General features: G+C 64.0%; 18 protein-coding genes. 14 read left to right on the top strand and 4 right to left on the bottom strand.

Going from position 1 to position 20,398, the window contains the following annotated elements:
* The first annotated feature begins 254 nt into the window (after positions 1-254).
* The 3 genes from LB538_RS01445 (at position 255) to LB538_RS01435 (ending at position 4,352) form a co-directional block, all read left to right on the top strand.
* Entirely contained in the window at positions 255-1,523 is a 1,269-nt protein-coding gene (locus LB538_RS01445) for an OmpP1/FadL family transporter (protein ID WP_224522617.1), read from the top strand.
* 290 nt (positions 1,524-1,813) lie between these two features.
* Entirely contained in the window at positions 1,814-3,538 is a 1,725-nt protein-coding gene (ilvD, locus tag LB538_RS01440; RefSeq protein ID WP_224522616.1) for a dihydroxy-acid dehydratase, read from the top strand.
* Positions 3,525-4,352 carry a tetratricopeptide repeat protein gene (locus LB538_RS01435; RefSeq protein ID WP_095765008.1) on the top strand — a complete coding sequence of 276 codons (828 nt, stop codon included), beginning with the start codon at positions 3,525-3,527 and terminating at the stop codon, positions 4,350-4,352. The genes ilvD and LB538_RS01435 overlap by 14 nt, the downstream gene beginning before the upstream one ends.
* A gap of 323 nt (positions 4,353-4,675) precedes the next feature.
* On the opposite strand, the gene LB538_RS01430 is transcribed toward LB538_RS01435, so the two are convergent.
* The 4 genes from LB538_RS01430 to erpA form a co-directional block, all read right to left on the bottom strand.
* Positions 4,676-4,969 (bottom strand): hypothetical protein, encoded by a 294-nt coding sequence (locus LB538_RS01430; protein ID WP_095765009.1) that lies wholly within the window; start codon positions 4,967-4,969, stop codon positions 4,676-4,678.
* A gap of 71 nt (positions 4,970-5,040) precedes the next feature.
* A complete protein-coding gene (gene xth / locus LB538_RS01425) occupies positions 5,041-5,835 on the bottom strand; it encodes an exodeoxyribonuclease III (RefSeq protein ID WP_224525218.1) in 795 nt (264 codons plus the stop codon).
* A 7-nt stretch (positions 5,836-5,842) separates the two neighbouring features.
* Positions 5,843-6,235: a VOC family protein gene (locus tag LB538_RS01420; protein ID WP_224525222.1), complete on the bottom strand. Its 393-nt coding sequence runs from the start codon at positions 6,233-6,235 to the stop codon at positions 5,843-5,845.
* 4 nt (positions 6,236-6,239) lie between these two features.
* Positions 6,240-6,587 carry an iron-sulfur cluster insertion protein ErpA gene (erpA, locus tag LB538_RS01415; RefSeq protein ID WP_042644753.1) on the bottom strand — a complete coding sequence of 116 codons (348 nt, stop codon included), beginning with the start codon at positions 6,585-6,587 and terminating at the stop codon, positions 6,240-6,242.
* A gap of 70 nt (positions 6,588-6,657) precedes the next feature.
* Here erpA and LB538_RS01410 point away from each other — a divergent pair, with 70 nt between their 5' ends.
* The 11 genes from LB538_RS01410 (at position 6,658) to surE (ending at position 20,388) form a co-directional block, all read left to right on the top strand.
* Positions 6,658-7,887 carry a deoxyguanosinetriphosphate triphosphohydrolase gene (locus LB538_RS01410; protein WP_224525226.1) on the top strand — a complete coding sequence of 410 codons (1,230 nt, stop codon included), beginning with the start codon at positions 6,658-6,660 and terminating at the stop codon, positions 7,885-7,887.
* A 61-nt stretch (positions 7,888-7,948) separates the two neighbouring features.
* The gene (argS, locus tag LB538_RS01405) at positions 7,949-9,706 is read left to right on the top strand and encodes an arginine--tRNA ligase (protein WP_224525228.1); all 1,758 of its coding nucleotides are present in this window, start codon (positions 7,949-7,951) and stop codon (positions 9,704-9,706) included.
* Between the two features lie 103 nt (positions 9,707-9,809).
* The gene (locus LB538_RS01400; protein WP_224525230.1) at positions 9,810-13,319 is read left to right on the top strand and encodes an SPOR domain-containing protein; all 3,510 of its coding nucleotides are present in this window, start codon (positions 9,810-9,812) and stop codon (positions 13,317-13,319) included.
* Positions 13,320-13,452: 133 nt separating this feature from the next.
* Positions 13,453-14,472 carry a beta-N-acetylhexosaminidase gene (nagZ, locus tag LB538_RS01395; RefSeq protein WP_224525232.1) on the top strand — a complete coding sequence of 340 codons (1,020 nt, stop codon included), beginning with the start codon at positions 13,453-13,455 and terminating at the stop codon, positions 14,470-14,472.
* A 62-nt stretch (positions 14,473-14,534) separates the two neighbouring features.
* Entirely contained in the window at positions 14,535-15,335 is an 801-nt protein-coding gene (locus LB538_RS01390; RefSeq protein ID WP_095765568.1) for a segregation and condensation protein A, read from the top strand.
* On the top strand, positions 15,332-16,087 hold the full coding sequence (gene scpB, locus LB538_RS01385; RefSeq protein ID WP_224525235.1) for an SMC-Scp complex subunit ScpB: 756 nt from the start codon (positions 15,332-15,334) through the stop codon (positions 16,085-16,087). Before LB538_RS01390 ends, scpB begins: the two co-directional genes overlap by 4 nt.
* A 179-nt stretch (positions 16,088-16,266) precedes the next feature.
* A complete protein-coding gene (locus tag LB538_RS01380) occupies positions 16,267-16,485 on the top strand; it encodes a twin-arginine translocase TatA/TatE family subunit (RefSeq protein WP_027167260.1) in 219 nt (72 codons plus the stop codon).
* Positions 16,486-16,568: 83 nt separating this feature from the next.
* Entirely contained in the window at positions 16,569-17,276 is a 708-nt protein-coding gene (tatB, locus tag LB538_RS01375) for a Sec-independent protein translocase protein TatB (protein WP_224525240.1), read from the top strand.
* Complete coding sequence (gene tatC / locus LB538_RS01370) at positions 17,273-18,136, top strand: twin-arginine translocase subunit TatC (protein ID WP_224525243.1); 864 nt, start codon at positions 17,273-17,275, stop codon at positions 18,134-18,136. The genes tatB and tatC overlap by 4 nt, the downstream gene beginning before the upstream one ends.
* Before the next feature lie 184 nt (positions 18,137-18,320).
* Entirely contained in the window at positions 18,321-19,625 is a 1,305-nt protein-coding gene (gene serS / locus LB538_RS01365) for a serine--tRNA ligase (protein WP_224525246.1), read from the top strand.
* Positions 19,626-19,629: 4 nt separating this feature from the next.
* A complete protein-coding gene (gene surE / locus LB538_RS01360; protein WP_224525249.1) occupies positions 19,630-20,388 on the top strand; it encodes a 5'/3'-nucleotidase SurE in 759 nt (252 codons plus the stop codon).
* Positions 20,389-20,398 lie beyond the last annotated feature (10 nt).

Here is a 20,398-nt window from a genome sequence, read left to right as displayed (position 1 = left end):
ATTGTTGCCATAATGTAACAATGAGGGCCGTCAGCCCCAAAACCGGCTGTTTTTGCCCCGTTTTTTGGCAGTTTCCCCGGATTTTTTCGATCCTTTGACGCCGGTTCGCGCGACTTAGGCGCCGATTGCGGCGTCGATGACCATGGCAAAATAGGTGCTGTCAAGATGTACATGTACAGCTCCTGAAATCGTTGTTGCGTCGTTAACCCGAATTGGTTCTAGCTTGAGCCACTTGTATTTGGGGAGGGATTTCCATGAACATTTTGCGAGTCAAAGCGCTGCTGGGGGCAGGGTGCTTTTCGATCGCTTTGGCCGGCGCCGCAGTCGTCCCGGCGCATGCCGGCGGCCTGGAGCGTGGCTGGTACGACATCGATCTGCTTTTCGATCCGGCACAGGTCACGGGCGAGGTCACCGGCACCTATGTGATGCCGCAACGCGACCTCAAGAATGTGAGGGATGCGGATCCTTCTGACGGCAATCTCAATGCACTGGGTAGATCGACCACAGCCCGCGACACTGAAAGCTATTGGGTGCCGAGCGTGGGTATCAAGGTTGGCATGGGTCCGATCGATTGCTTGGGGGACTACTCCCAACCGATCGGTGCATCCAGCAATCCGGGCGCCAACTGGGCGGGTGCACAAGGGAACGTCAATACGCAGGTAGAGAGCGAAGCCTTTGGTGCGACCTGCTCGTACAAAATGGACCTCGGCAAGGGCCAGTTTCGCTTCATTGGCGGCGTGTTCCACGAGGATGTTTCGGGCTTCAAGGAACAGCTGGTTGCTCCCATTCCGGCAATATTCGGTACGGGCATCGGACGTCTTGATCTTGAGGGAGACGGATGGGGATGGCGCGCGGGCGTAGCTTATGAGATTCCGGACATCGCGCTGCGTGCCAGCCTGGTTTATAATTCGGCTGTCAAGCTCGATGATCTAAGCGGAACGCTTGATCTGACCCAGGTTCCAGGGTTCATCAATCCGTCAAACCCTTTTTTGGGCAGGGTCACCGATGTCAGCGGTTCCTCGGAGGTCCCGCAGTCAGTGGAGCTCAAGCTGCAGTCCGGCATAGCTCCCGGCTGGTTGGCCTTTGGGTCCATCAAATGGGTGGATTGGAGCGTGCTGCAGAGCATTCCTTTCTGCCCGACGGGCGTGGCAGTTTGCACGACGACCAGTCTTACGCGGCTTACATCTCTCGACTTGCTCTACCGTGATGGCTGGACGGTTGCCGCAGGCATCGGCCACAAGTTCAACGATCAGTGGAGTGGGGCTGCAGGGATCACTTGGGATCGCGGCACGACCACCGGTCTCAGCGCTCAGACAGATACCTGGACGCTCAGCGCTGGCGTGGCTTATACGCCGACACAGAATGTGGAAGTCCGTCTAGGCGGTGCCTTGGGCGTGCTAACCAGCGGGCATATCCACTCGGTCGTTGGTTCTGACGGCGTTACCTACGGCACGGACTATACCGCCGACTTTGGCAACGACCTCGTGTCGGCCATTTCAGGATCCTTCAAGGTCAAGTGGTAACTGCCTAAATTTGAACGGAAAAGGGCCGGCATTGCCCGGCCCTTTCCGTTGATGACGGCGATCGTAATTCTCAGTCCTCAACTCGCTGTTGCAGATTCGCCGCGCATCCGGCGCCCGATACGATTGTGACGTTTTGGCAACAGTTTATGAACAACCCCCGCGCTAAAAGACTTGCCGAGGGAACTGCCCATTTCCCGCCATAAACCCGGAGCACCCGAGATATGTCCCGGGATGCGTGCCAGGTTGGCCCGGCGATGGGACCGGCCGCGGGGTGTGCGGCAAGGACGATGATGGACGCCAAGGCAATCTCCAAGGCCAAGCTGCCCAGCCGCTACGTGACCGAAGGTCCGGCGCGGGCGCCGCATCGTTCGTATCTCTATGCCATGGGGCTGTCGGCGGCCGAGATCGCGCAGCCTTTGGTCGGCGTCGCCAGTTGCTGGAACGAGGCTGCCCCCTGCAACATCTCGCTGATGCGCCAGGCGCAGGTGGTCAAGAAGGGCGTTGCGGCCGCCAACGGCACGCCGCGCGAGTTCTGCACCATCACCGTCACCGACGGCATCGCCATGGGTCACCAGGGCATGAAGTCGTCGCTGGTGTCGCGCGAGGTCATCGCTGATTCGGTCGAGCTCACCATGCGCGGCCATTGCTACGATGCGCTGGTCGGGCTCGCCGGCTGCGACAAGTCGCTGCCCGGCATGATGATGGCGATGGTGCGCCTCAACGTGCCGTCGATCTTCATCTATGGCGGCTCGATCCTGCCCGGCAGCTATCGCGGCCGGCAGATCACCGTGCAGGACGTGTTCGAGGCGGTCGGCCAGCATTCGGTCGGATCGATCAGCGACGCCGAATTGCTCGAGATCGAGCAGGCGGCCTGTCCTTCCGCCGGTTCCTGCGGCGCCCAGTTCACCGCCAACACCATGGCGACCGTCGCCGAAGCGATCGGCCTTGCGCTGCCCTATTCCTGCGGCGCGCCGGCGCCATACGAGATGCGCGACCGCTTCAATTTCGCCTCGGGCGAAAAGGTCATGGAACTGATCGCCAGGAACATCCGGCCGCGCGACATCGTCACGCGCAAGGCGCTGGAGAACGCGGCGACCGTGGTGTCGGCCACCGGCGGCTCGACCAACGCGGCGCTGCACCTGCCGGCGATCGCGCACGAGGCCGGCATCAAGTTCGACCTGTTCGACGTGGCGGCGATCTTCGAGAAGACGCCCTATATCGCCGACCTCAAGCCGGGCGGCAAATATGTCGCCAAGGATATGTTCGAGGCCGGCGGCATTCCGCTTCTGATGAAGACGCTGCTCGACCACGGCTATCTGCATGGCGACTGCTTGACGGTCACTGGCCGCACTTTGGCCGAAAATATGGAGCACGTTTCCTGGAATGAAAGCCAGGATGTTGTGCGTCCCGCCAATCGGCCAATCACCAAGACAGGCGGCGTTGTGGGCTTGAAGGGCAACCTTGCCCCCGAAGGCGCGATCGTGAAGGTCGCGGGCATGTCGGAACTGAAATTCTCCGGTCCGGCGCGCTGCTTCGATTCGGAAGAAGAGTGCTTCGAGGCGGTCACGCAGCGCAACTACCGGGAAGGCGAGGTTCTCGTCATTCGCTACGAGGGACCGCGCGGCGGTCCGGGCATGCGCGAGATGCTGTCGACGACGGCGGCGCTCTACGGCCAGGGCATGGGCGGCAAGGTGGCGCTGATCACCGACGGGCGCTTCTCCGGCGCCACGCGCGGCTTCTGCATCGGCCATGTCGGGCCGGAAGCGGCGGTCGGCGGGCCGATCGGGCTGATCCAGGACGGCGACGTGATCTCGATCGACGCCGTGAAAGGCACGATCGAGGTGGCCTTGTCGGACGCCGAACTGGCGACCCGGGCAAAGAATTGGAAGGCGCGCGAGACCGACTATCAGTCCGGCGCGATCTGGAAATATGCGCAGGCCGTAGGGTCGGCCCGCGACGGCGCGGTGACCCATCCGGGCGCCGCCAAAGAAACGCACTGCTATGCGGACATCTGAGGTGTTGAGGTCGTCTGTCTTTTCGGCACTGGTCGCTCTGGCGACCTTGGGCGCCGTCGGGCAGGCCATGGCCTTCGACGACAAGGTGTTCGACGACAAGACCGGCGTGAAGCCGCAGTCGAGCCCCTGGGCGGTGTTCCAGTTCGGGTTCTCCGCCTACAAGAGCGGCCATAAGGATCAGGCGGTCGAAGCCTATAAATACGCCGCCGAGAACGGCCAGATCGGTGCCACCTGGAAGCTTGCGCGCATGTATGCCGAAGGCGACGGCGTGACGCGCGACGATTACGCCGCTTTCAAGTTCTTCTCGGAAATCGTCGATCAGGATGTCGAGCCCGGTTCGCCGGAAGAGAGCTATGTGTCGGACGCGCTGGTGGCGCTCGGCGACTATCTTCGCAAGGGCATTCCCGGCACCCCGGTCGAGGAAAACGACGTCGCGGCGCAGGAATATTACATGCGCGCCGCCGCCAACTACCGCAATCCGAACGCCCAGTTCGAGATCGGCCAGATGTTCCTCAAGGGCGAGGGCGGCGTGAAGGCCAGCGTCAAGCAGGCAGGCCGCTGGCTGCAGCTCGCGGCCGAGAAGGGCCATGCCGGCGCGCAGGCGACGCTCGGCAATCTACTGTTCCAGAGCGGCAAGGTCGTGCGCGGCCTGGCGATGATGACGGCGGCGCTGGCGCGGGCTCCGGCGGCCGACCAGCCCTGGATTCGCAACATGCAGGAAGAGGCTTTCGCCGCGGCCGGCGAGGCCGATCGCCGGACCGCGATCTCGCTCGCCGACGATATCCTGACCAAGGGCAACAACGGCGACCAGTAAGCGCCGGTTTGGCGATAGGGTGCATGGCAGCTTGGCGCATGTGTTGTCTTATGTAGCGCTGGTCGACCCCCACTCCGTCTCGGCTTCGCCGAGCCACCTCTCCCCCGATCGACGGGGTAGAGGAAAGGCGCCAAGCCTTTTGCCGTAACGCTCGTCCAGCAAGGCTCCCTTCCTTTCCCTCCGGAGGGGGGAAAGGTGGCGCTGCGAAGCAGCGACGGATTGGGGGAACCACCTGGCAATCAAGCGTCGGCCTGATCAGTCGCGCCAGTCACAGAAGATGTGTGCGTAGCGTAACCTTGGATGGTGGGGAGATCAGCAGCGCCTCAGTTCTCGGTCGGCTCCGTCGGCGTCTGGCCGGGCGTCGGGGTGGAAAGCGATGTCGGGTGCGGCTTTGGCGCTTCGCCCGGACATTCGTCCTTGATCCTGGTCCAGGACGTGTTGTTGAGAACCATGTCGCAGCGGGCGAGATAGCTCTCGCCGGCCAGCGTCAGGCACGCCGTCTCGCCGACGTTGAAGGATTTGCCGTTGGCAAGACAGGTTGGCGCCGCCAGCAACGGCGCCGGCGCGGCAAGCGCCAAGGCAAGGCCAGCTGGCCAGAAAAGAAATCGGATCGCCATTCAACCCCCACAGCAAGCCGCATCAAAGACGGGATTTGTGGCGATACTGGGTCCGGGAGCCTGGCAACGTCTCAGGCGGGCTGCAGGCTGAGGTCGATGGCGACCGGCACGTGGTCGGACGGCTTTTCCCAGGCGCGGACGTGCTTTTCCACCGAGGCCGACGAGAAGCGGTTGGCGGCTTCGGGCGAGAGCAGCAGGTGGTCAATGCGGATACCGTTGTTCTTCTGCCAGGCGCCGGCCTGATAATCCCAGAAGGTGTAGACGCCGGCCGAGTCGGTCACGGCGCGCACCGCTTCGGTGAAGCCGAGATTCTTCAGCCGGCGAAAGGCCTGCCTCGTCTGTGGCTGGAACAGCGCGTCACCCAGCCAGTTTTCGGGAAACCGGGCATCGGCGGGTTCGGGAATGACGTTGTAATCGCCGGCCAGCACCAGCGCTTCCTCGAGCCGCAGCCGCTCCTGCGCCCAACGCTCCAGCCGCGCCATCCAGGCGAGCTTGTAGGAAAACTTCCGTTCATCGTCGACCGGATTGCCGTTCGGCAGATAGAGCGAAGCGACGCGCAAGGCGCCCTGGCTGGTGGAAAAAACGCCTTCGATAAAGCGGGCATGATCATCCGCATCATCGCCCGGCAGGCCGCGATTGACCTCGTCGAAGGGAAGCTTCGACAGAAGAGCGACGCCGTTAAAACTCTTCTGGCCGTTGGTCTCGACATTGTAGCCCAGCGCCTCGATCTCGGCGCGCGGGAACTGGTCGTCGACAGTCTTGATCTCCTGCAGGCACACGATGTCCGGCGCGCTTTCGGTCAGCCAGTGGGTGAGGTTGCCGATGCGGGCGCGAACGCCGTTGATGTTCCAGGTGACGATCTTCATGAGGACCTCAATGCTCTTCGGGCGGCAGGCGTTCGACGAGGCCGATCGTATTGCCTGCGGGGTCCTTTAGAAAGGCCATCCATTCGCTTTCCCCCGCCGGGCCGAACCGCCCCTCGGTGTCGCGGTGGACGAGCGTCGGCGGCGCGGTGAAGGGTATGCCCGCGGCTTTCGCCTCGGCGTGAAAGGTTTCGAGGCCGGCGATGTCGAAATAGACGGTGCCGGCCGGAACGCCGTCGGTGAAGAGGAGGCGCACGTCACCGGCCATAATGAAGGCAATACCGGGCGGGTCGTAGCGGGCGTGCACGTTCAGACCAAGCACGTCGCACCAGAAAGCAAGCGTCGCATCGAGATCGCGGCCAGCCGAGAGCGCGACCTGACGGACCGCGCCGATGGCAGGCATCGGACTATATGGAAAAGCTCGTGCCGCAGCCGCAGGAGGCGACCGCGTTCGGGTTCCTGATCTGGAAAGACTGGCCCATCAGATCGTCGACAAAGTCGATCACCGAGCCGCCCATATAGACCAGCGACAGGTCATCGATCAGGATGGTTGCGCCGTCCTTCTCGATGGCGACATCGTCATCGTTGCGGTCGCCTACCAAGTCGAATTTGTAGGAAAAGCCGGAGCAGCCGCCGCCTTCGACGGAAACGCGCAGCGCCGTCTTGCCCGGTTCGCCGGAAACAATCCTGGCGATCCGCTTCGCCGCGGCATCGGTCATCTCGACCTTCATGGCAGTCTTGGCATCCGCGCCCATCGGCGTCACCTTGCTTTCGGTTTCACATGATAGGTATGAAGCGGGCGGGGCCAAGTCAACTGGTGGATCAATGGACGAGCGGCAGGGCAAGGATGCTCTCGGCGACATCGGGTTCGGCGACCGGCCGCGCGCGGCCTATGCGAGCGATCCGGCGCGCTCGCGCGGCCGTCTGTTCGACGAGCCGGAAAGCCCGACCCGCACGCCGTTCCAGCGCGACCGCGACCGCATCATCCATTCCACCGCCTTTCGCCGGCTGAAGCACAAGACGCAGGTGTTCGTCGCGCATGAGGGCGATCACTACCGCACGCGGCTGACGCATTCGATCGAGGTGGCGCAGATCGCCCGCGCGCTGGCGCGGGCATTGCGCGGCGACGAGGATCTCGCCGAAGCCGTGGCGCTGGTGCATGATTTCGGCCACACGCCCTTCGGCCATACGGGCGAGGACGCGCTCAACGAGAAGATGGCCGCCTGGGGCGGCTTCGATCACAATGCCCAGTCGCTGCGTATCGTGACGCGGCTCGAGCGGCGCTATGCCGAATTCGACGGGCTGAACCTCACCTGGGAAACGCTGGAAGGGCTGGTCAAGCACAATGGCCCGCTGACCGACGCGAGCGGGAAGGGGCTCAAGGGCCCGGTGCCGCAGGCGATCCGCGACTATTCGGAGCTGCACGACCTCGAGCTCGACCGCTTCGCCGGCATCGAGGCGCAGTGTGCGGCGATCGCCGACGACATTGCCTACAACGCCCATGACATCGACGACGGCTTGCGCGCCGGCCTGCTGACGCTGGATATGCTTGGAGAGGTCGGTCTGCCCGGCTCGATCCTGAACAGCGTGCGTGCCAAATATCCTCAGCTCGACGATGTTCGCACCGGCCACGAGCTGATGCGCCGGCAGATCACGCTGATGGTCGAGGATGTCATCGCATCGACCATCGCCAATATCGAGCGGCTCAAGCCGGACAGCGCCGATGCGGTGCGAGCGGCCGGCGAGACCCTGGTGACCTTCTCGGCCAGCATGGCGGCGGCCGAAAAGGAATTGAAGGCCTTTCTCTACAAGCATCTCTACCGGCATGCGGAGGTTATGCGGGTGCGGGCCGATGCCGAACAGATCGTGCGCGAGCTGTTCGACGTCTATTTCGCCGATCCGCGCGCTATGCCCGACGGCTGGCGCGAAGGGCTCGACCGGGCCGAGGACCGCATCAAGGCGCGCAGCGTCGCCGACTTCCTGGCCGGCATGACCGACACCTACGCGCTCAAGGAACATCGGCGTCTGTTTGACCATACGCCCGATTTGAGCTAGGGCGAGCCTCGATTTTGCCGGCCATCGAGCCGGTCGCCTCTTAAAGCCCAGAGCACTTCCGATGAATATCTTCGCCGATTTCAACGCGCGGATCATAAAAGCCGTCGAAGCCCTTGACCTAAAAGACAAGGATGGGGCCGCGCCCGACCTGTCGCGTGTCGCGGTCGAGCCGCCGCGTGACGCCAGCCATGGCGACCTCGCGACCAATGCGGCGATGGTGCTGGCCAAACCCACCGGACAGAATCCACGCGCGCTTGCCGAGAAACTCGCCGAAGCGCTGCGGGGCGACGCTGATATTGCCTCGGCCGAGATCGCCGGGCCGGGCTTCGTCAATCTCAGGCTGAAGGACGCATTCTGGCACACGCACCTGGCGGCGTTGCTCGGCGAGGGGCGCAATTATGGCCGCTCGACCATCGGCGGCGGCCGCAAGGCCAATGTCGAATATGTCTCGGCCAACCCGACCGGTCCCATGCATGTCGGCCACTGCCGCGGCGCCGTGGTCGGCGATGCTTTGGCCAATCTGATGGCCTTCGCCGGCTACGACGTGACCAAGGAATACGTCATCAATGACGCCGGCTCGCAAATCGACGTGCTCGGCCGCTCGGCGTTGCTGCGCTATCGCGAGGCGCTCGGCGACGATATCGGCGAGATCCCGCCCGGTCTTTATCCGGGCGACTATCTGGTCCCCGTCGGCCAGGCGCTGGCCGAGGAATTCGGCCGCGGCCTGTTGCAAATGCCGGAAGAGGAAGCGCTGGCGATCGTCAAGGACCGCACCGTCGACGCGATGATGGCGATGATCCGTGAGGATCTGGCGCTGCTCAACGTGCATCACGACGTGTTCTTCTCCGAGCGCACGCTGCATGCCGAGAACGCCAAGAAGATCCGGGCGGCGATCGCCGACCTGACGCTGAAGGGTCACATCTACAAAGGCAAGCTGCCGCCGCCCAAGGGCGAGAAGCCGGACGACTGGGAAGACCGCGAGCAGACGCTGTTCCGCTCGACCGCGGTCGGCGACGACATGGACCGGGCGCTGGTCAAGTCGGACGGCTCGTTCACCTATTTCGCCGCCGACGTCGCGTACCTGAAGGACAAGGTCGACCGCGGCTTCGTCGACCTGATCTATGTGCTCGGCGCCGACCATGGCGGCTACGTCAAGCGGCTCGAAGCGCTGGCGCGCGCGGTTGCCGGCGATGCCGTCAAGCTCACCGTGCTGCTTTGCCAGCTCGTAAAACTGTTCCGCGACGGCGAGCCGGTCCGCATGTCGAAACGGTCCGGCGATTTCATCACGCTGCGCGAGGTCGTGGAAGAGGTCGGCCGCGACCCGATCCGCTTCATGATGCTTTACCGCAAGAACGACGCGCCGCTCGATTTCGACTTCGCCAAGGTCACCGAGCAGTCGAAGGACAATCCGGTGTTCTACGTGCAGTATGCGTCGGCGCGCTGCCATTCCGTTTTCAGGCAGGCGAGCGAGCAGCTCGGCGAGGCGAACTTCGATCGCAACCGGCTCGCGGCCTCGGTGGCTGCGCTGGCCGACGAGGGCGAGATCGCGCTGATCCGGAAGCTGGCCGAATATCCGCGGCTGATCGAATCCGCGGCGCTTTCGCTGGAGCCGCACCGGCTGGCATTCTACCTCTACGATCTGGCTTCCGGCTTCCATGCACAGTGGAATCGCGGCAACGACAACCAGGACTTACGTTTTGTTAAGGTTAACGACCGAGAATCAACTTATGCCAGACTAGGGCTGGTGCAGGCTGTTTCGGATGTTTTGACTTCCGGCTTGACGCTTATCGGGGCAGACGCGCCCATCGAAATGCGTTAGGTTTAACTAAAAAACCTGTCACCTTTTGCCCACATTGCGCTGGTAAGGGCCAACCCTGCGCGACGTCCATGGCGTCCGACTGTGTGCGAGTTCGGGAACAATAATGGCAGACAGAACCCCGCTGAAAGTAGCCGACCACAACGACATCGCCGACGATGATCCGTTCGCTGAACTGACCCGGATCATGGGTTTCGATCCGCGCCAGCCGGTGCGGCAGCCGGCCCCCGCGGCCGAGAAGGCCAATCAGGCCGTGGAGGCTGACGATTTCGACATCGACCTCGAGAAGGAGTTGATGGGCGAGTTCGACTCCGTCGAGGAAAGCGCGCCGGTCGCTCAGCAGGCTGCACTGCATCAGATCAGCAAAGAGCCGGCCTTCGAGGCTGCCAGCGCCGCCGCGAATGACGACGAGCTTACCGCTTCCTTCGAGCAGGATTTCGTATTCGACGACGCGGCGGATTATGCCGACTTCGCTGTGGCCCGTGCGCCGGAGCCGGATTTTGCGCCGCAGCCGCAGGCGGCGCCCGAACCGGAAGTCGCGCCAGAGGCGCATTTTGCATCTGAGGCGCATTTCACGCCGGTGCCAGAAGAAGCTTCCGAGCCGGAAGTCGCTTTCGACGATGATTTCGACAGGGCCGTCGCCAGTTCGCTCGATGTCTCGCCGGTCGAAGATGATCTTGCGATCGACCGGGAAATGGCGGCGTCGCTGGACCAGGATTTCCAGCTCGACCATCACGAGCCTGCCAACCTCGACGATCAAGAGCTCGCCAACCTCGATGATCAAGAGCCGGCTGACGCGCGTCAGGACGCCGTCGAGGCCATGCAGGCCGCAAGCGAGGCGGCGTTCGACGCCGATTTCGACAACGCGGTCCAGGTGTCGCTCGAAGACGAGCTGTCGTTTGAGAGCCACGAGCCGGAGCAGCATGCGCAGGCCGCCGAGCCGGTCGAAGCTCACGCAGCCGCCCCGCTGATTTCCGAGGATGATTTTGCCGGTCATTTCGATCAGGCGATGACCGATGTCGATATCAATCTCGGCCAGGATATGGATCTCGGCCAGGGTCAGGATCTTCAAGAGCCTGAGCTGTCGCTTGACGATGAGTCTGCGCCGACTGTCGAGGCGCCGGCCGAGACGGCCGCCGCCGAGCCGGAGCTCGCCGCGCCCGAACCTGCCGCCGCGCTGACCCTCGATGACGATTTCGAGTTGAGCTTTCGCGATGCGTTGAACGAGGAGCCGCAAGCTCCGGCCGTCGAGCCCGTTGCGGCGTTGCAGCCGACCGTCGCCGAGGCGGCTCCCGTCGTCGCCGCTCCGGTTCCGCCGAGCGCCGCCGTTGAGCCCGTGAAGCCGGCCGCCAGCGAGCGCAGCCTGGAAGACGAGCTCAATGCGCTGCTTGGCGCCATGACCGCGCGGCCGATGCCGGCTGTCAGGGAGCCTGCTCCCACGCCACGGCTGGTTGCGCAACCTGCGAGCCACGAAAGCGAGAAGGCCGAGACCGACGATCTCGACTGGAATCTCGACGAGCAGCAGCCGTCGCAGAGCGGCCAGGGCGGTCGGCCGGTTGAAAGCGACCTGGACGACCTGCTCGCCAGCGAGCTCGATCACCAGGATTTCGCAACCTCGGCCAAGGCAGAGCCCGCGGTCGATTTTGATGACGACGAATTCGGCGCCGCTTTCGCCCGGAGTATCGAAGCCGAGCAGGAGGCCGCCCGGGCGAAGGCAAATTCGTCCGATTGGCTGCATTCGACGAACGCCGAGCCGGCAAGGTCGTGGAGTCGGTCGACCCCGACCGCCGCTCCGCCGGTGCAGGCTTCGTTTGCGCAGCCGGCAGCCTCGACGGCGGTGCAGATGGCCGCGCCTTCAGCGCCAATGCAGGTGGCGGCGCCGGCCTACCGCAGCGAACCGGCTACGGATTATTCCGCCTACGCCAAGCCGGCGCAGGCGCCTGTGCCTCCACAACACCCCCACGAGCATGATGACATGCCCGACGTCGAGACGGTCGACGTGCCGGAGCGCGTGGTCGCGCTCGCGGACGACCTCGACATTCCGGAGCTCAGCTTCGAAGAGGACCAGCCGGCGGCATCCGCATATGACGACCTCGATGCGGAATTCGCCAGCCTGCTCACCGACATGAACGCGACGGAGATCGCGTCGGCGCCGACACAGAGCCGCGGCTATGACGACGAATCCTATAATGCCGGCTTCAATGGCTATGATCGTCGCGACTTGCGTGTCGAGGCTCCGGCGGCTCCGGTGACCCCGGCTGCGCTTGCCGTCGCGAATGATTACGATGCCGATGATTTGCCCGGCAGCCGGCCGGTTTCGCAGGCGGACGAATTCGCCGCCGATGAGCTCGACTATGATCCCGAGCTCGAAGAAGCGATGGCGATCCCCGGGCTTGCCGAGCGCGAGGCGGCGCAGCCGCGCAGGCGCGGCGTGATGATCGCGGCGCTCGTCGGCGCAGTGGTGGTTTTCGGCGGCCTTGGCGCGCTGGCCTTCTCTTTCGGCGGCAAAGGCGGCAGCGCGGCCCCGGTGATCGTCAAGGCCGACAATTCGCCGATCAAGGTGAAGCCGGAAAATCCCGGCGGCACGGTGGTGCCGAACCAGGACAACAAGGTTTACGATGCGGTTGCCAAGGGCGGCGGCGCGGCCAAGCCGGCCGAGCCGGTGCAGCAGAAGCTGGTGAACACCACCGAGCAGCCCGTGGACCTGGCATCGAAGGAACCGCCGCAGAGCCGGGTGGTCGACCTTTCGCCCAAAGATAACGGCGCCGCGGCCGGCACTGACGCCGCCAGCGATCCAGGCACAGCATTGCCCGGCGTCGAGCAAGCGGCTGTGCCCGCAAGCGCGCAACCTGCCGCGCCGGCAAGTGCGCAGCCTACCGCGCCGGCAAGCGCGCAGCCGGCGGCACCGGCGCCGAAGTCGGAAGACCGCATCGCACAGGTGCTGCAGCAGGATGCCGAGAACACCGCCAACAACGATGTCGTCGCCGTCGCGCCGCGCAAGGTGAAGACGATGATGGTGAAACCCGACGGCTCGCTGGTGCCGCGCGAGGACCCTGCTCCAGCCGCTGCGCCGAAGGTCGCCGCGGCCGAACCGAGCGATCCGGCGCCGCAACATGTCGCGCCGGCCTCCGACGGCCAGCAGACGGGGACCGTGGCTTCCGACGCGGGCCAGGCCGTTACGGACCAGGCCGATGCGCCGGCCGTCAAGCCGGTGAAACCCGCGAAGAAGACTGAAGCCAAGGCGCAGTCGGCCAACACGCCGGCAGTGGCGCCGGTGGCGCCGGCGCGTCCGTCCGACCAGCCGGTCGATATCGTCGGCGAGGTCAAGCCGGACCAGGTCGCTTCGATCGATCCGGCGGCGGCCGCCGGCGGCGGCTCGTGGTCGATGCAGATCGCCTCGCAGCCGACGGTCGAAAGCGCGCAGTCGACCTATCAGGACCTGCAGCGCCGCTATGGCGGCGTGCTGTCCGGACGCACGGCCAACATCGTCAAGGCCGAGGTCGCGGGCAAGGGCACCTTCTACCGCGTCCGCGTTGCGGCCCAGTCGCGGAACGATGCGATCAGCCTTTGCACCAGCTACAAGGCGGCCGGCGGCAACTGCTTCGTATCGCGCTGATTAAATCAAGCCTATCAAAGCCGGCGCCGCCGAAAGGCCGCGCCGGCTTTTGGTTGTGGACGATTGCGGGCTTTGGCTGGTGCGAGGGCAGGGGTGATTCCCTTTGCTCGCTCAAAGCCTTAAGCTTCCGTGCATGAGCGAATCAAAATCCATGATCCTCGGCTGCGCCGGGAGATCCCTCACCGAAGACGAAATCCGCTTCTATCGGGACGAACGTCCCTGGGGCTTCATCCTGTTTGCGCGCAACATCGGCGAGGCCGGGCAGATCCGCGACCTCGTCGCCTCGATGCGCGACTGCGTCGGTCGCCCGGAGGCTCCGGTCTTCATCGACCAGGAAGGCGGCCGGGTGCAGCGCCTGCGTCCGCCGCTGGCGCCGAACTACCCGGCCGGGGGCGCGCTTGGCGCATTGTGGGGCGATGATCGCGAGGCAGGCCGCCGCGCCGCCTGGCTGATGGCGCGGCTGCATGCCTTCGATCTCTCGCGCCTCGGCATCACCGCCGACTGCCTGCCGGTTCTCGATGTGCCCGTCGAAGGCGCCAGCGACGTCATCGGCGCGCGCGCCTATGGCAAGGAGCCCAATGCTGCGATCGAGCTTGGCCGGGCCTCGGCCGAGGGGCTGATGTCGGGCGGCGTACTGCCGGTGATGAAGCATATTCCCGGCCACGGCCGCGCCTTTGCCGACACGCATTTCGCGCTGCCGACCGTCGATACGCCGCTCGATGAACTCAGACGGCATGATTTTGCCCCGTTCAAGGCGTTGAACGAGCTGCCGATGGCGATGACGGCGCATGTCGTCTACAGCGCAGTCGACCCCGACAATCCGGCGACGACGTCCGCCAAGGTCGTCGATCAGGTGATCCGCCGCGAGATCGGCTTCGACGGGCTGCTGATGAGCGACGACACGTCGATGAAGGCACTTTCTGGGGATTTCCCGACAAAGGCGGCCTCGATCCTTGCGGCCGGCTGCGATCTCGTCCTTCACTGCAACGGCGTTTTCGAGGAGATGTCGGGGATCGCGTCGCGCACGACGGCGCTGTCAGGCAAGTCTTTGCAGCGCGCCGAGCGGGCGCTGACCTATATAAAGGATCGCGACGTCGCCGACGAGACGGCCATACGCGCAGAATTCGCCACCTATTTCGAAGCGGTGGCCTGAACCGAAGGGACGAAAGGCAAGTGGCGGAGACATTGGAAGGCAAGGCCGCGAAGGCCGCACCGATGGACCGCCTGTGGGCCGAGAACGACGATTCCCGCCTGACTGGCGACCCGTCGCTGGTCGTCGACGTGGCGGGTTTCGAAGGCCCGCTCGATCTTCTTTTGCATCTTGCCCGCAACCAAAAGGTCGATCTGGCGCGCATTTCTATCCTGGCGCTCGCGGAGCAATATCTGGCCTTCGTCGAAAAAGTGCGGGCGCTTAGGTTAGAGCTTGCCGCCGACTATCTGGTGATGGCGGCGTGGCTGGCCTTCCTGAAGTCGAAGCTCTTGATCCCGAAACAGCCGGGCGAGGAGGGCGAAAGCGGCGAGGAACTGGCGGCGGTGCTGCAATTCCGGCTGAAGCGCCTTGAAGCCATGCGCGACGCCTCGGCGCGGCTGGTGAACCGCAACCGTCTTGGGCGCGACGTCTTTGCGCGCGGCATGCCGGAAATGGTCATTGTCGAGAAGCGCAACAGCTTTTCGGCTTCGCTCTACGATCTGCTCACCGCCTATGCGCAGCAGCGCCAGCGGCAGGCGATCAACAATGTGACGATCGCCCGGCGCGCCGTGTGGTCGCTCAAGGATGCGCGCGAGGTGCTGGCGCGGCTGATCGGCTCGGTCGGCGACTGGACGACGCTCGACAGCTTCCTGATCGAATATCTGGCGGCGCCGGAGGAGAAGCGCACGGCGATGGCCAGTTCTTTCGCGGCGACGCTCGAGATGGTGCGCGAGGGCAAATTGGAAGTTCGGCAGGATCAGGTGTTCGCGCCGATCTATCTGCGCGGCCGCGCGCAAGGGGTAAGGGCAGTCGAGGTGGTATCATGAGCGAACGCGCCAACGCTTCGGTCATCCCGTTCAAGGTCGAGGACGAACCGGAAGACGAGATGGCCGAGCAGGGTTCCATCGAAAACCCCGCCGAGCGGCTGCAATTGTCGGAAGCCGTGCGCATGGCCGAGGCGATCATTTTCGCCAGTGCCGAGCCGGTCAGCGAAAAGCAGCTTGCCGCGCGCCTGCCGGAAGGCGTCAACATTGCCGCCGCAATGGCGGATTTGCAGGAAATCTATGCCAAGCGCGGCGTCAACTTGGTACCGGTCGGCGATGCCTGGGCCTTCCGCACCGCCGGCGACCTGGCTTTCCTGATGAGCCGGGACTCCGTGCAGCAAAGGAAGCTCTCGCGCGCGGCGCTCGAAGTGCTGGCGATCATTGCCTATCACCAGCCGGTGACGCGCGCCGAGATCGAGGACATCAGGGGCGTCGAAACGTCGAAGGGCACGCTCGACACGCTGCTGGAAACGGAGTGGGTCAGGATGCGCGGCCGCCGCCGCACGCCCGGACGGCCGGTGACCTACGGCACCACCGACGCTTTCCTCGATCATTTCGCGCTGGAGGAGATCCGCGATCTGCCCGGCATGGAAGAGCTGAAGGGCGCTGGCCTGCTCTCGACGCGCATGCCGGCGAATTTCTCGATGCCGGTGCCGCCGGCCGACCCGGACGCGCTCGCCGAAGACGAGGATGCGCTGACGGATATCGACCTCGAGGAGCTCGGGCTGCTGACGCCGCGCGTCACCGACGAGTGATCATCAAATCGCCGCGAATGGTCTATTAGCAGAGGCTGCGCGGATTCGTAGCAAGCCGCTCACGCCGAAAGTGCGTGACATCCGCTAGCCATTTTATCAACTTCGTAGCGGTTGTGTTTGAATCCCTGAGCGAAAACGCATAGATCATCGCCGAGGGAAACCATTCGAGAGAGATTGTTATGGGTTCATTTTCGATTTGGCACTGGATGATCGTGCTGGTCATCGTGCTTCTGGTGTTCGGCCGCGGCAAGATTCCGGAACTGATGGGCGACATGGCCAAGGGCATCAAGAGCTTCAAGAAGGGCATGGCCGACGACGACGCCGACGACAAGCGTACCGTCGAGCATCGCGCTGACGAGACTGTTTCGCCGGCCAAGGAAAAGGTCAGCAAGAGCTGATCTTGGTTGTTGCTTTGAGCATGCCGTTGTCCCAAAACCGCTTCGCATTTTTGGGCGGCAGGCACCCGTCGGAATAGATTGTCATGTTCGAAGTCGGTTGGAGCGAGCTGCTGGTGATCGCGGTCGTCATGATCGTGGTCGTCGGGCCGAAAGATTTGCCCAACATGCTGCGCACCTTCGGCCGCACCGCGGCGAAATTGCGCGCCATGGCCGGCGACTTTCAGAAGCAGTTCAACGAAGCGCTGAAGGAAGCCGAGCTCGACGATGTGAAGAGCTCGATCGATAGTCTTCGCGGCCTCAATCCGATGAACGAGGTGCGCAAGCAGCTCAATCCGTTCGAGCGGGCCGCGGCCGATGTGCGCGCCGGCGTCGATACGATGATGAAGCCCAAGCCGGCCGCCGATCCGGCGGCGCCGGCAGCGGAAACGCCGCAGGCCGCCGAGCCGCTCAAGAACGGTGCGACGGACCTGCCTGGCGTCGGTGGGCCCGAGGCTAGCTCTGCCGCTCCAGCCTTCCCGGCCATGACCGACGCCTCCGTCACCGCACCGGTTTCTGACACCGCCGTGCCGGCCAGGCCGGCGAAAAAGGCGGTGACCGCCAAGGCAAGGACCGCCAGCACGGCGGCCAAACCGGTCGCGGCAACTAGGGCACCGGCAGCAAAAGCGCCGGCCGAAGCCGCCGCGCCCGCCAGGAAGGTCGCGCCCAAGACTGAGACAACGCCTGCCGCGGCGAAGAAGCTGGTCGCGAAGAAGGCAACCGACGGCAAGAAGATGACGGGCGGCACCAAGTGAGCGTTTCGGACAAGGAGCGGGAAGAAATCGAGAAATCGTCAGCGCCGCTGATCGAGCATCTCATCGAGCTGCGCCGCCGCCTGATCTGGTCGCTGGGCGGCTTCTTCGTCGCCTTTCTTGTCTGCTTCTTCTTCGCCAAGCGCCTGTTCAACCTTCTGGTCGTCCCCTTCAAATGGGCGACGCAGTGGGCAGGGCTCGACCCGCATAAGGTCGAGCTGATCTATACCGCGCCGCAGGAGTTCTTCTTCACCCAGGTGAAGCTCGCCATGTTCGGCGGCATGGTGATCGCCTTCCCGCTGATCGCCACGCAGATCTACAAGTTCATCGCGCCCGGCCTCTACAAGAACGAGCGCAGCGCCTTCCTGCCGTTCCTGATCGCATCGCCCATCTTGTTCCTGATGGGCGCCTCGCTTGTCTATTTCTTCTTCACCCCGATGGTCATGTGGTTTTTCCTGGCCATGCAGCAGACCGGCACCAACGACCAGGTGCAGATCTCGCTGCTGCCGAAGGTGTCGGAATATCTCAGCCTGATCATGACGCTGATCTTTTCCTTCGGCCTGGTGTTCCAGCTGCCGGTGGTGACCAGCCTTTTGACGCGCGTCGGCATATTGTCGTCGCAGGCGCTGGCCGAGAAGCGCAAATGGGCGATCGTCCTTTCCTTCGTCGTCGCCGCCGTGCTGACGCCGCCCGATCCGATGAGCCAGTGCGGCCTCGCCATCCCGACCATCATTCTCTATGAGGTCGCCATCTGGTCCTCGCGCATGATCGAGCGCAGCCAGGCGCGCGACCGCCTGGCGCGCGAGCAGGCGGAGGCGGGGAGCTCTGCCGCCAGCAACACGCCGGACGCGCCGTCGGCCTAGGCGAAAGGCGTCAAGCCGGGAAAATCGCGGCTGTCGTCCTGACCGCCGTCTTGCATCGATGACGGATGCGGTTTACGCCCTCGATCCTTAAAGCGCATCGCTTTAAGTCTTAGTTTTGATGCATGTCGTTGTCCCAGAACCGCGACATACTTCTGGGCGACATGCATTGCTTTGAGGATCGACCATGCTTGATATCAAATGGATTCGCGACAACCCCAAGGCCCTTGTCGAAGCGCTGGTGAAGCGCTCGTGGCCGGCGGATGAAGCGCAGTCCACGGTCGACGACCTGGTCGCCAAGGACGAAGCGCGGCGTTCGCATCTCAGCGAATTGCAGGTCAAGCAGGAACGCCGCAACGCCGCCTCGAAGGAGATCGGCAACGCCATGCGTTCAGGCGATTCAGCGCTCGCCGAGAAGCTCAAGGGCGAGGTCAGCGAGATCAAGGCGTTCATCCAGAATGGCGAGGCGCGCGAGCGCGAACTCGACAAGGCGCTGGACGACGCGCTGGCGGTTCTGCCCAACGTGCCGCTTGATGACGTGCCGGTCGGCAAGGACGAGCACGATAATGTCGTCAAGCGCATCGTCGGCGAGGTGCCGACGCGTCCGAATTGGGTGAAGGAGCATTTCGAGATAGGCGAAGCGCTGGGCATGATGGATTTTGAGCGGGCGGCGAAATTGTCCGGCTCGCGGTTCACGGTGCTGAAGAGCCAATTGGCGCGCATGGAGCGGGCGCTCGGCCAGTTCATGATCGACCTGCACACGACAGAGCACGGTTATGAAGAGATCATCCCGCCGCTGATGGTGCGCGACGAGGTATTGTTCGGCACCAATCAGCTGCCGAAATTCGAGCTCGACCTGTTCTTCACGCCGCATGGCGACAGTCGGCTTGGTCTCATTCCAACGGCGGAAGTGCCGCTCACCAATCTCGTGCGCGAAGAGATCACCGCGCATGAGAAGCTGCCGCTGCGCTATACGGCGCTGACGCCGTGCTTCCGCTCGGAAGCGGGCTCGGCCGGCCGCGACACGCGCGGCATGCTGCGCCAGCACCAGTTCTACAAGGTGGAGCTGGTCTCGATCACCGACCAGGAAAGCTCGCTCGCCGAGCATGAGCGCATGACTGAATGCGCCGAAGAGGTGCTGAAGCGGCTCGGCCTGCCGTTCCGCACCGTCACGCTTTGCACCGGCGACATGGGTTTCGGCGCGCGCAAGACCTACGACATCGAGGTCTGGCTGCCGGGGCAGAACGCCTATCGCGAAATCTCGTCCTGCTCGGTCTGCGGCGATTTCCAGGCCAGGCGCATGGATGCCCGCTACAAAGACAAGGACGGCAAGGGCAATCGCTTCGTCCATACGTTGAACGGCTCGGGCACCGCAGTCGGCCGGGCTCTTATCGCCGTCATCGAAAACTACCAGAATGAGGATGGCAGCGTAACCATTCCTGAAGTGCTGCGGCCTTACATGGGTGGTCTCGCCAAGATCGAAGCGAAGTGACTTGATGCGCATCCTGCTGACCAATGACGACGGCATCCATGCCGAGGGGCTGGCGTCGCTCGAGCGTATCGCCCGCACGCTGTCGGACGACGTCTGGGTGGTTGCGCCGGAGCAGGACCAGTCCGGTTACGCGCATTCGCTGTCGATCTCGGAACCGCTCAGGCTGCGCAAGATCGGCGAGAAGCACTATGCCGTGCGCGGCACGCCGACCGACTGCGTCATCATGGGCACGAAAAAAATCCTGCCTGGACCGCCGGATCTGATCCTGTCCGGCGTCAATTCCGGCGCCAATATCGCCGACGACGTCACCTATTCGGGCACCGTTGCGGGCGCCATGGAAGGCGCGCTGCTCGGCGTCCGCTCGATCGCGGTGAGCCAGGCCTATTCCTATGTCGGCGAGGATCGCGTCGTGCCTTACGAGACGACCGAGGCGCTGGCGCCGGCACTGCTCAAGCGGCTGGTGGAGACGTCGTTGCCGGACGGCGTGCTGCTCAACGTCAATTTCCCGAACTGCGCGCCGAACGAGGTGGAGGGCACCGTCGTCACCGCGCAGGGCAAGCTGGTGCACAGCCTTTGGGTCGACGAGCGGCGCGACGGGCGCGGCCTGCCTTACTACTGGCTGCGCTTCGGCCGCGAGCCGGTCGAAGGCAAGAAGGGCACGGATCTCCATGCGCTGCGCAACCGGCTGGTGTCGGTGACGCCGTTGCAGCTCGACCTCACCGCGCATGAGCTCCGCGACCAACTGACCAAGGCGCTGTCATAAAATAGGGTTT

Origin of the sequence: Mesorhizobium sp. Ca11, assembly GCF_020165275.1 — a bacterium.
In the GTDB taxonomy this organism is placed as follows: Bacteria; Pseudomonadota; Alphaproteobacteria; order Rhizobiales; family Rhizobiaceae; genus Mesorhizobium.
Note: the sequence above shows the minus strand (reverse complement) of the source record. Positions and strands in the feature narration are given on the sequence as shown.

Coding starts and splice junctions, on each gene's coding strand:
- LB538_RS01435 (WP_095765008.1), top strand. CDS start 3,525: ATGCGGACATCTGAGGTGTTGAGGTCGTCTGTCTTTTCGGCACTGGTC.
- argS (WP_224525228.1), top strand. CDS start 7,949: ATGAATATCTTCGCCGATTTCAACGCGCGGATCATAAAAGCCGTCGAA.
- LB538_RS01410 (WP_224525226.1), top strand. CDS start 6,658: ATGGACGAGCGGCAGGGCAAGGATGCTCTCGGCGACATCGGGTTCGGC.
- LB538_RS01420 (WP_224525222.1), bottom strand. CDS start 6,235: ATGCCTGCCATCGGCGCGGTCCGTCAGGTCGCGCTCTCGGCTGGCCGC.
- LB538_RS01430 (WP_095765009.1), bottom strand. CDS start 4,969: ATGGCGATCCGATTTCTTTTCTGGCCAGCTGGCCTTGCCTTGGCGCTT.
- LB538_RS01380 (WP_027167260.1), top strand. CDS start 16,267: ATGGGTTCATTTTCGATTTGGCACTGGATGATCGTGCTGGTCATCGTG.
- erpA (WP_042644753.1), bottom strand. CDS start 6,587: ATGGGCGCGGATGCCAAGACTGCCATGAAGGTCGAGATGACCGATGCC.
- LB538_RS01400 (WP_224525230.1), top strand. CDS start 9,810: ATGGCAGACAGAACCCCGCTGAAAGTAGCCGACCACAACGACATCGCC.
- serS (WP_224525246.1), top strand. CDS start 18,321: ATGCTTGATATCAAATGGATTCGCGACAACCCCAAGGCCCTTGTCGAA.
- xth (WP_224525218.1), bottom strand. CDS start 5,835: ATGAAGATCGTCACCTGGAACATCAACGGCGTTCGCGCCCGCATCGGC.
- LB538_RS01445 (WP_224522617.1), top strand. CDS start 255: ATGAACATTTTGCGAGTCAAAGCGCTGCTGGGGGCAGGGTGCTTTTCG.
- surE (WP_224525249.1), top strand. CDS start 19,630: ATGCGCATCCTGCTGACCAATGACGACGGCATCCATGCCGAGGGGCTG.
- LB538_RS01390 (WP_095765568.1), top strand. CDS start 14,535: ATGGACCGCCTGTGGGCCGAGAACGACGATTCCCGCCTGACTGGCGAC.
- ilvD (WP_224522616.1), top strand. CDS start 1,814: ATGGACGCCAAGGCAATCTCCAAGGCCAAGCTGCCCAGCCGCTACGTG.
- nagZ (WP_224525232.1), top strand. CDS start 13,453: ATGAGCGAATCAAAATCCATGATCCTCGGCTGCGCCGGGAGATCCCTC.
- scpB (WP_224525235.1), top strand. CDS start 15,332: ATGAGCGAACGCGCCAACGCTTCGGTCATCCCGTTCAAGGTCGAGGAC.
- tatB (WP_224525240.1), top strand. CDS start 16,569: ATGTTCGAAGTCGGTTGGAGCGAGCTGCTGGTGATCGCGGTCGTCATG.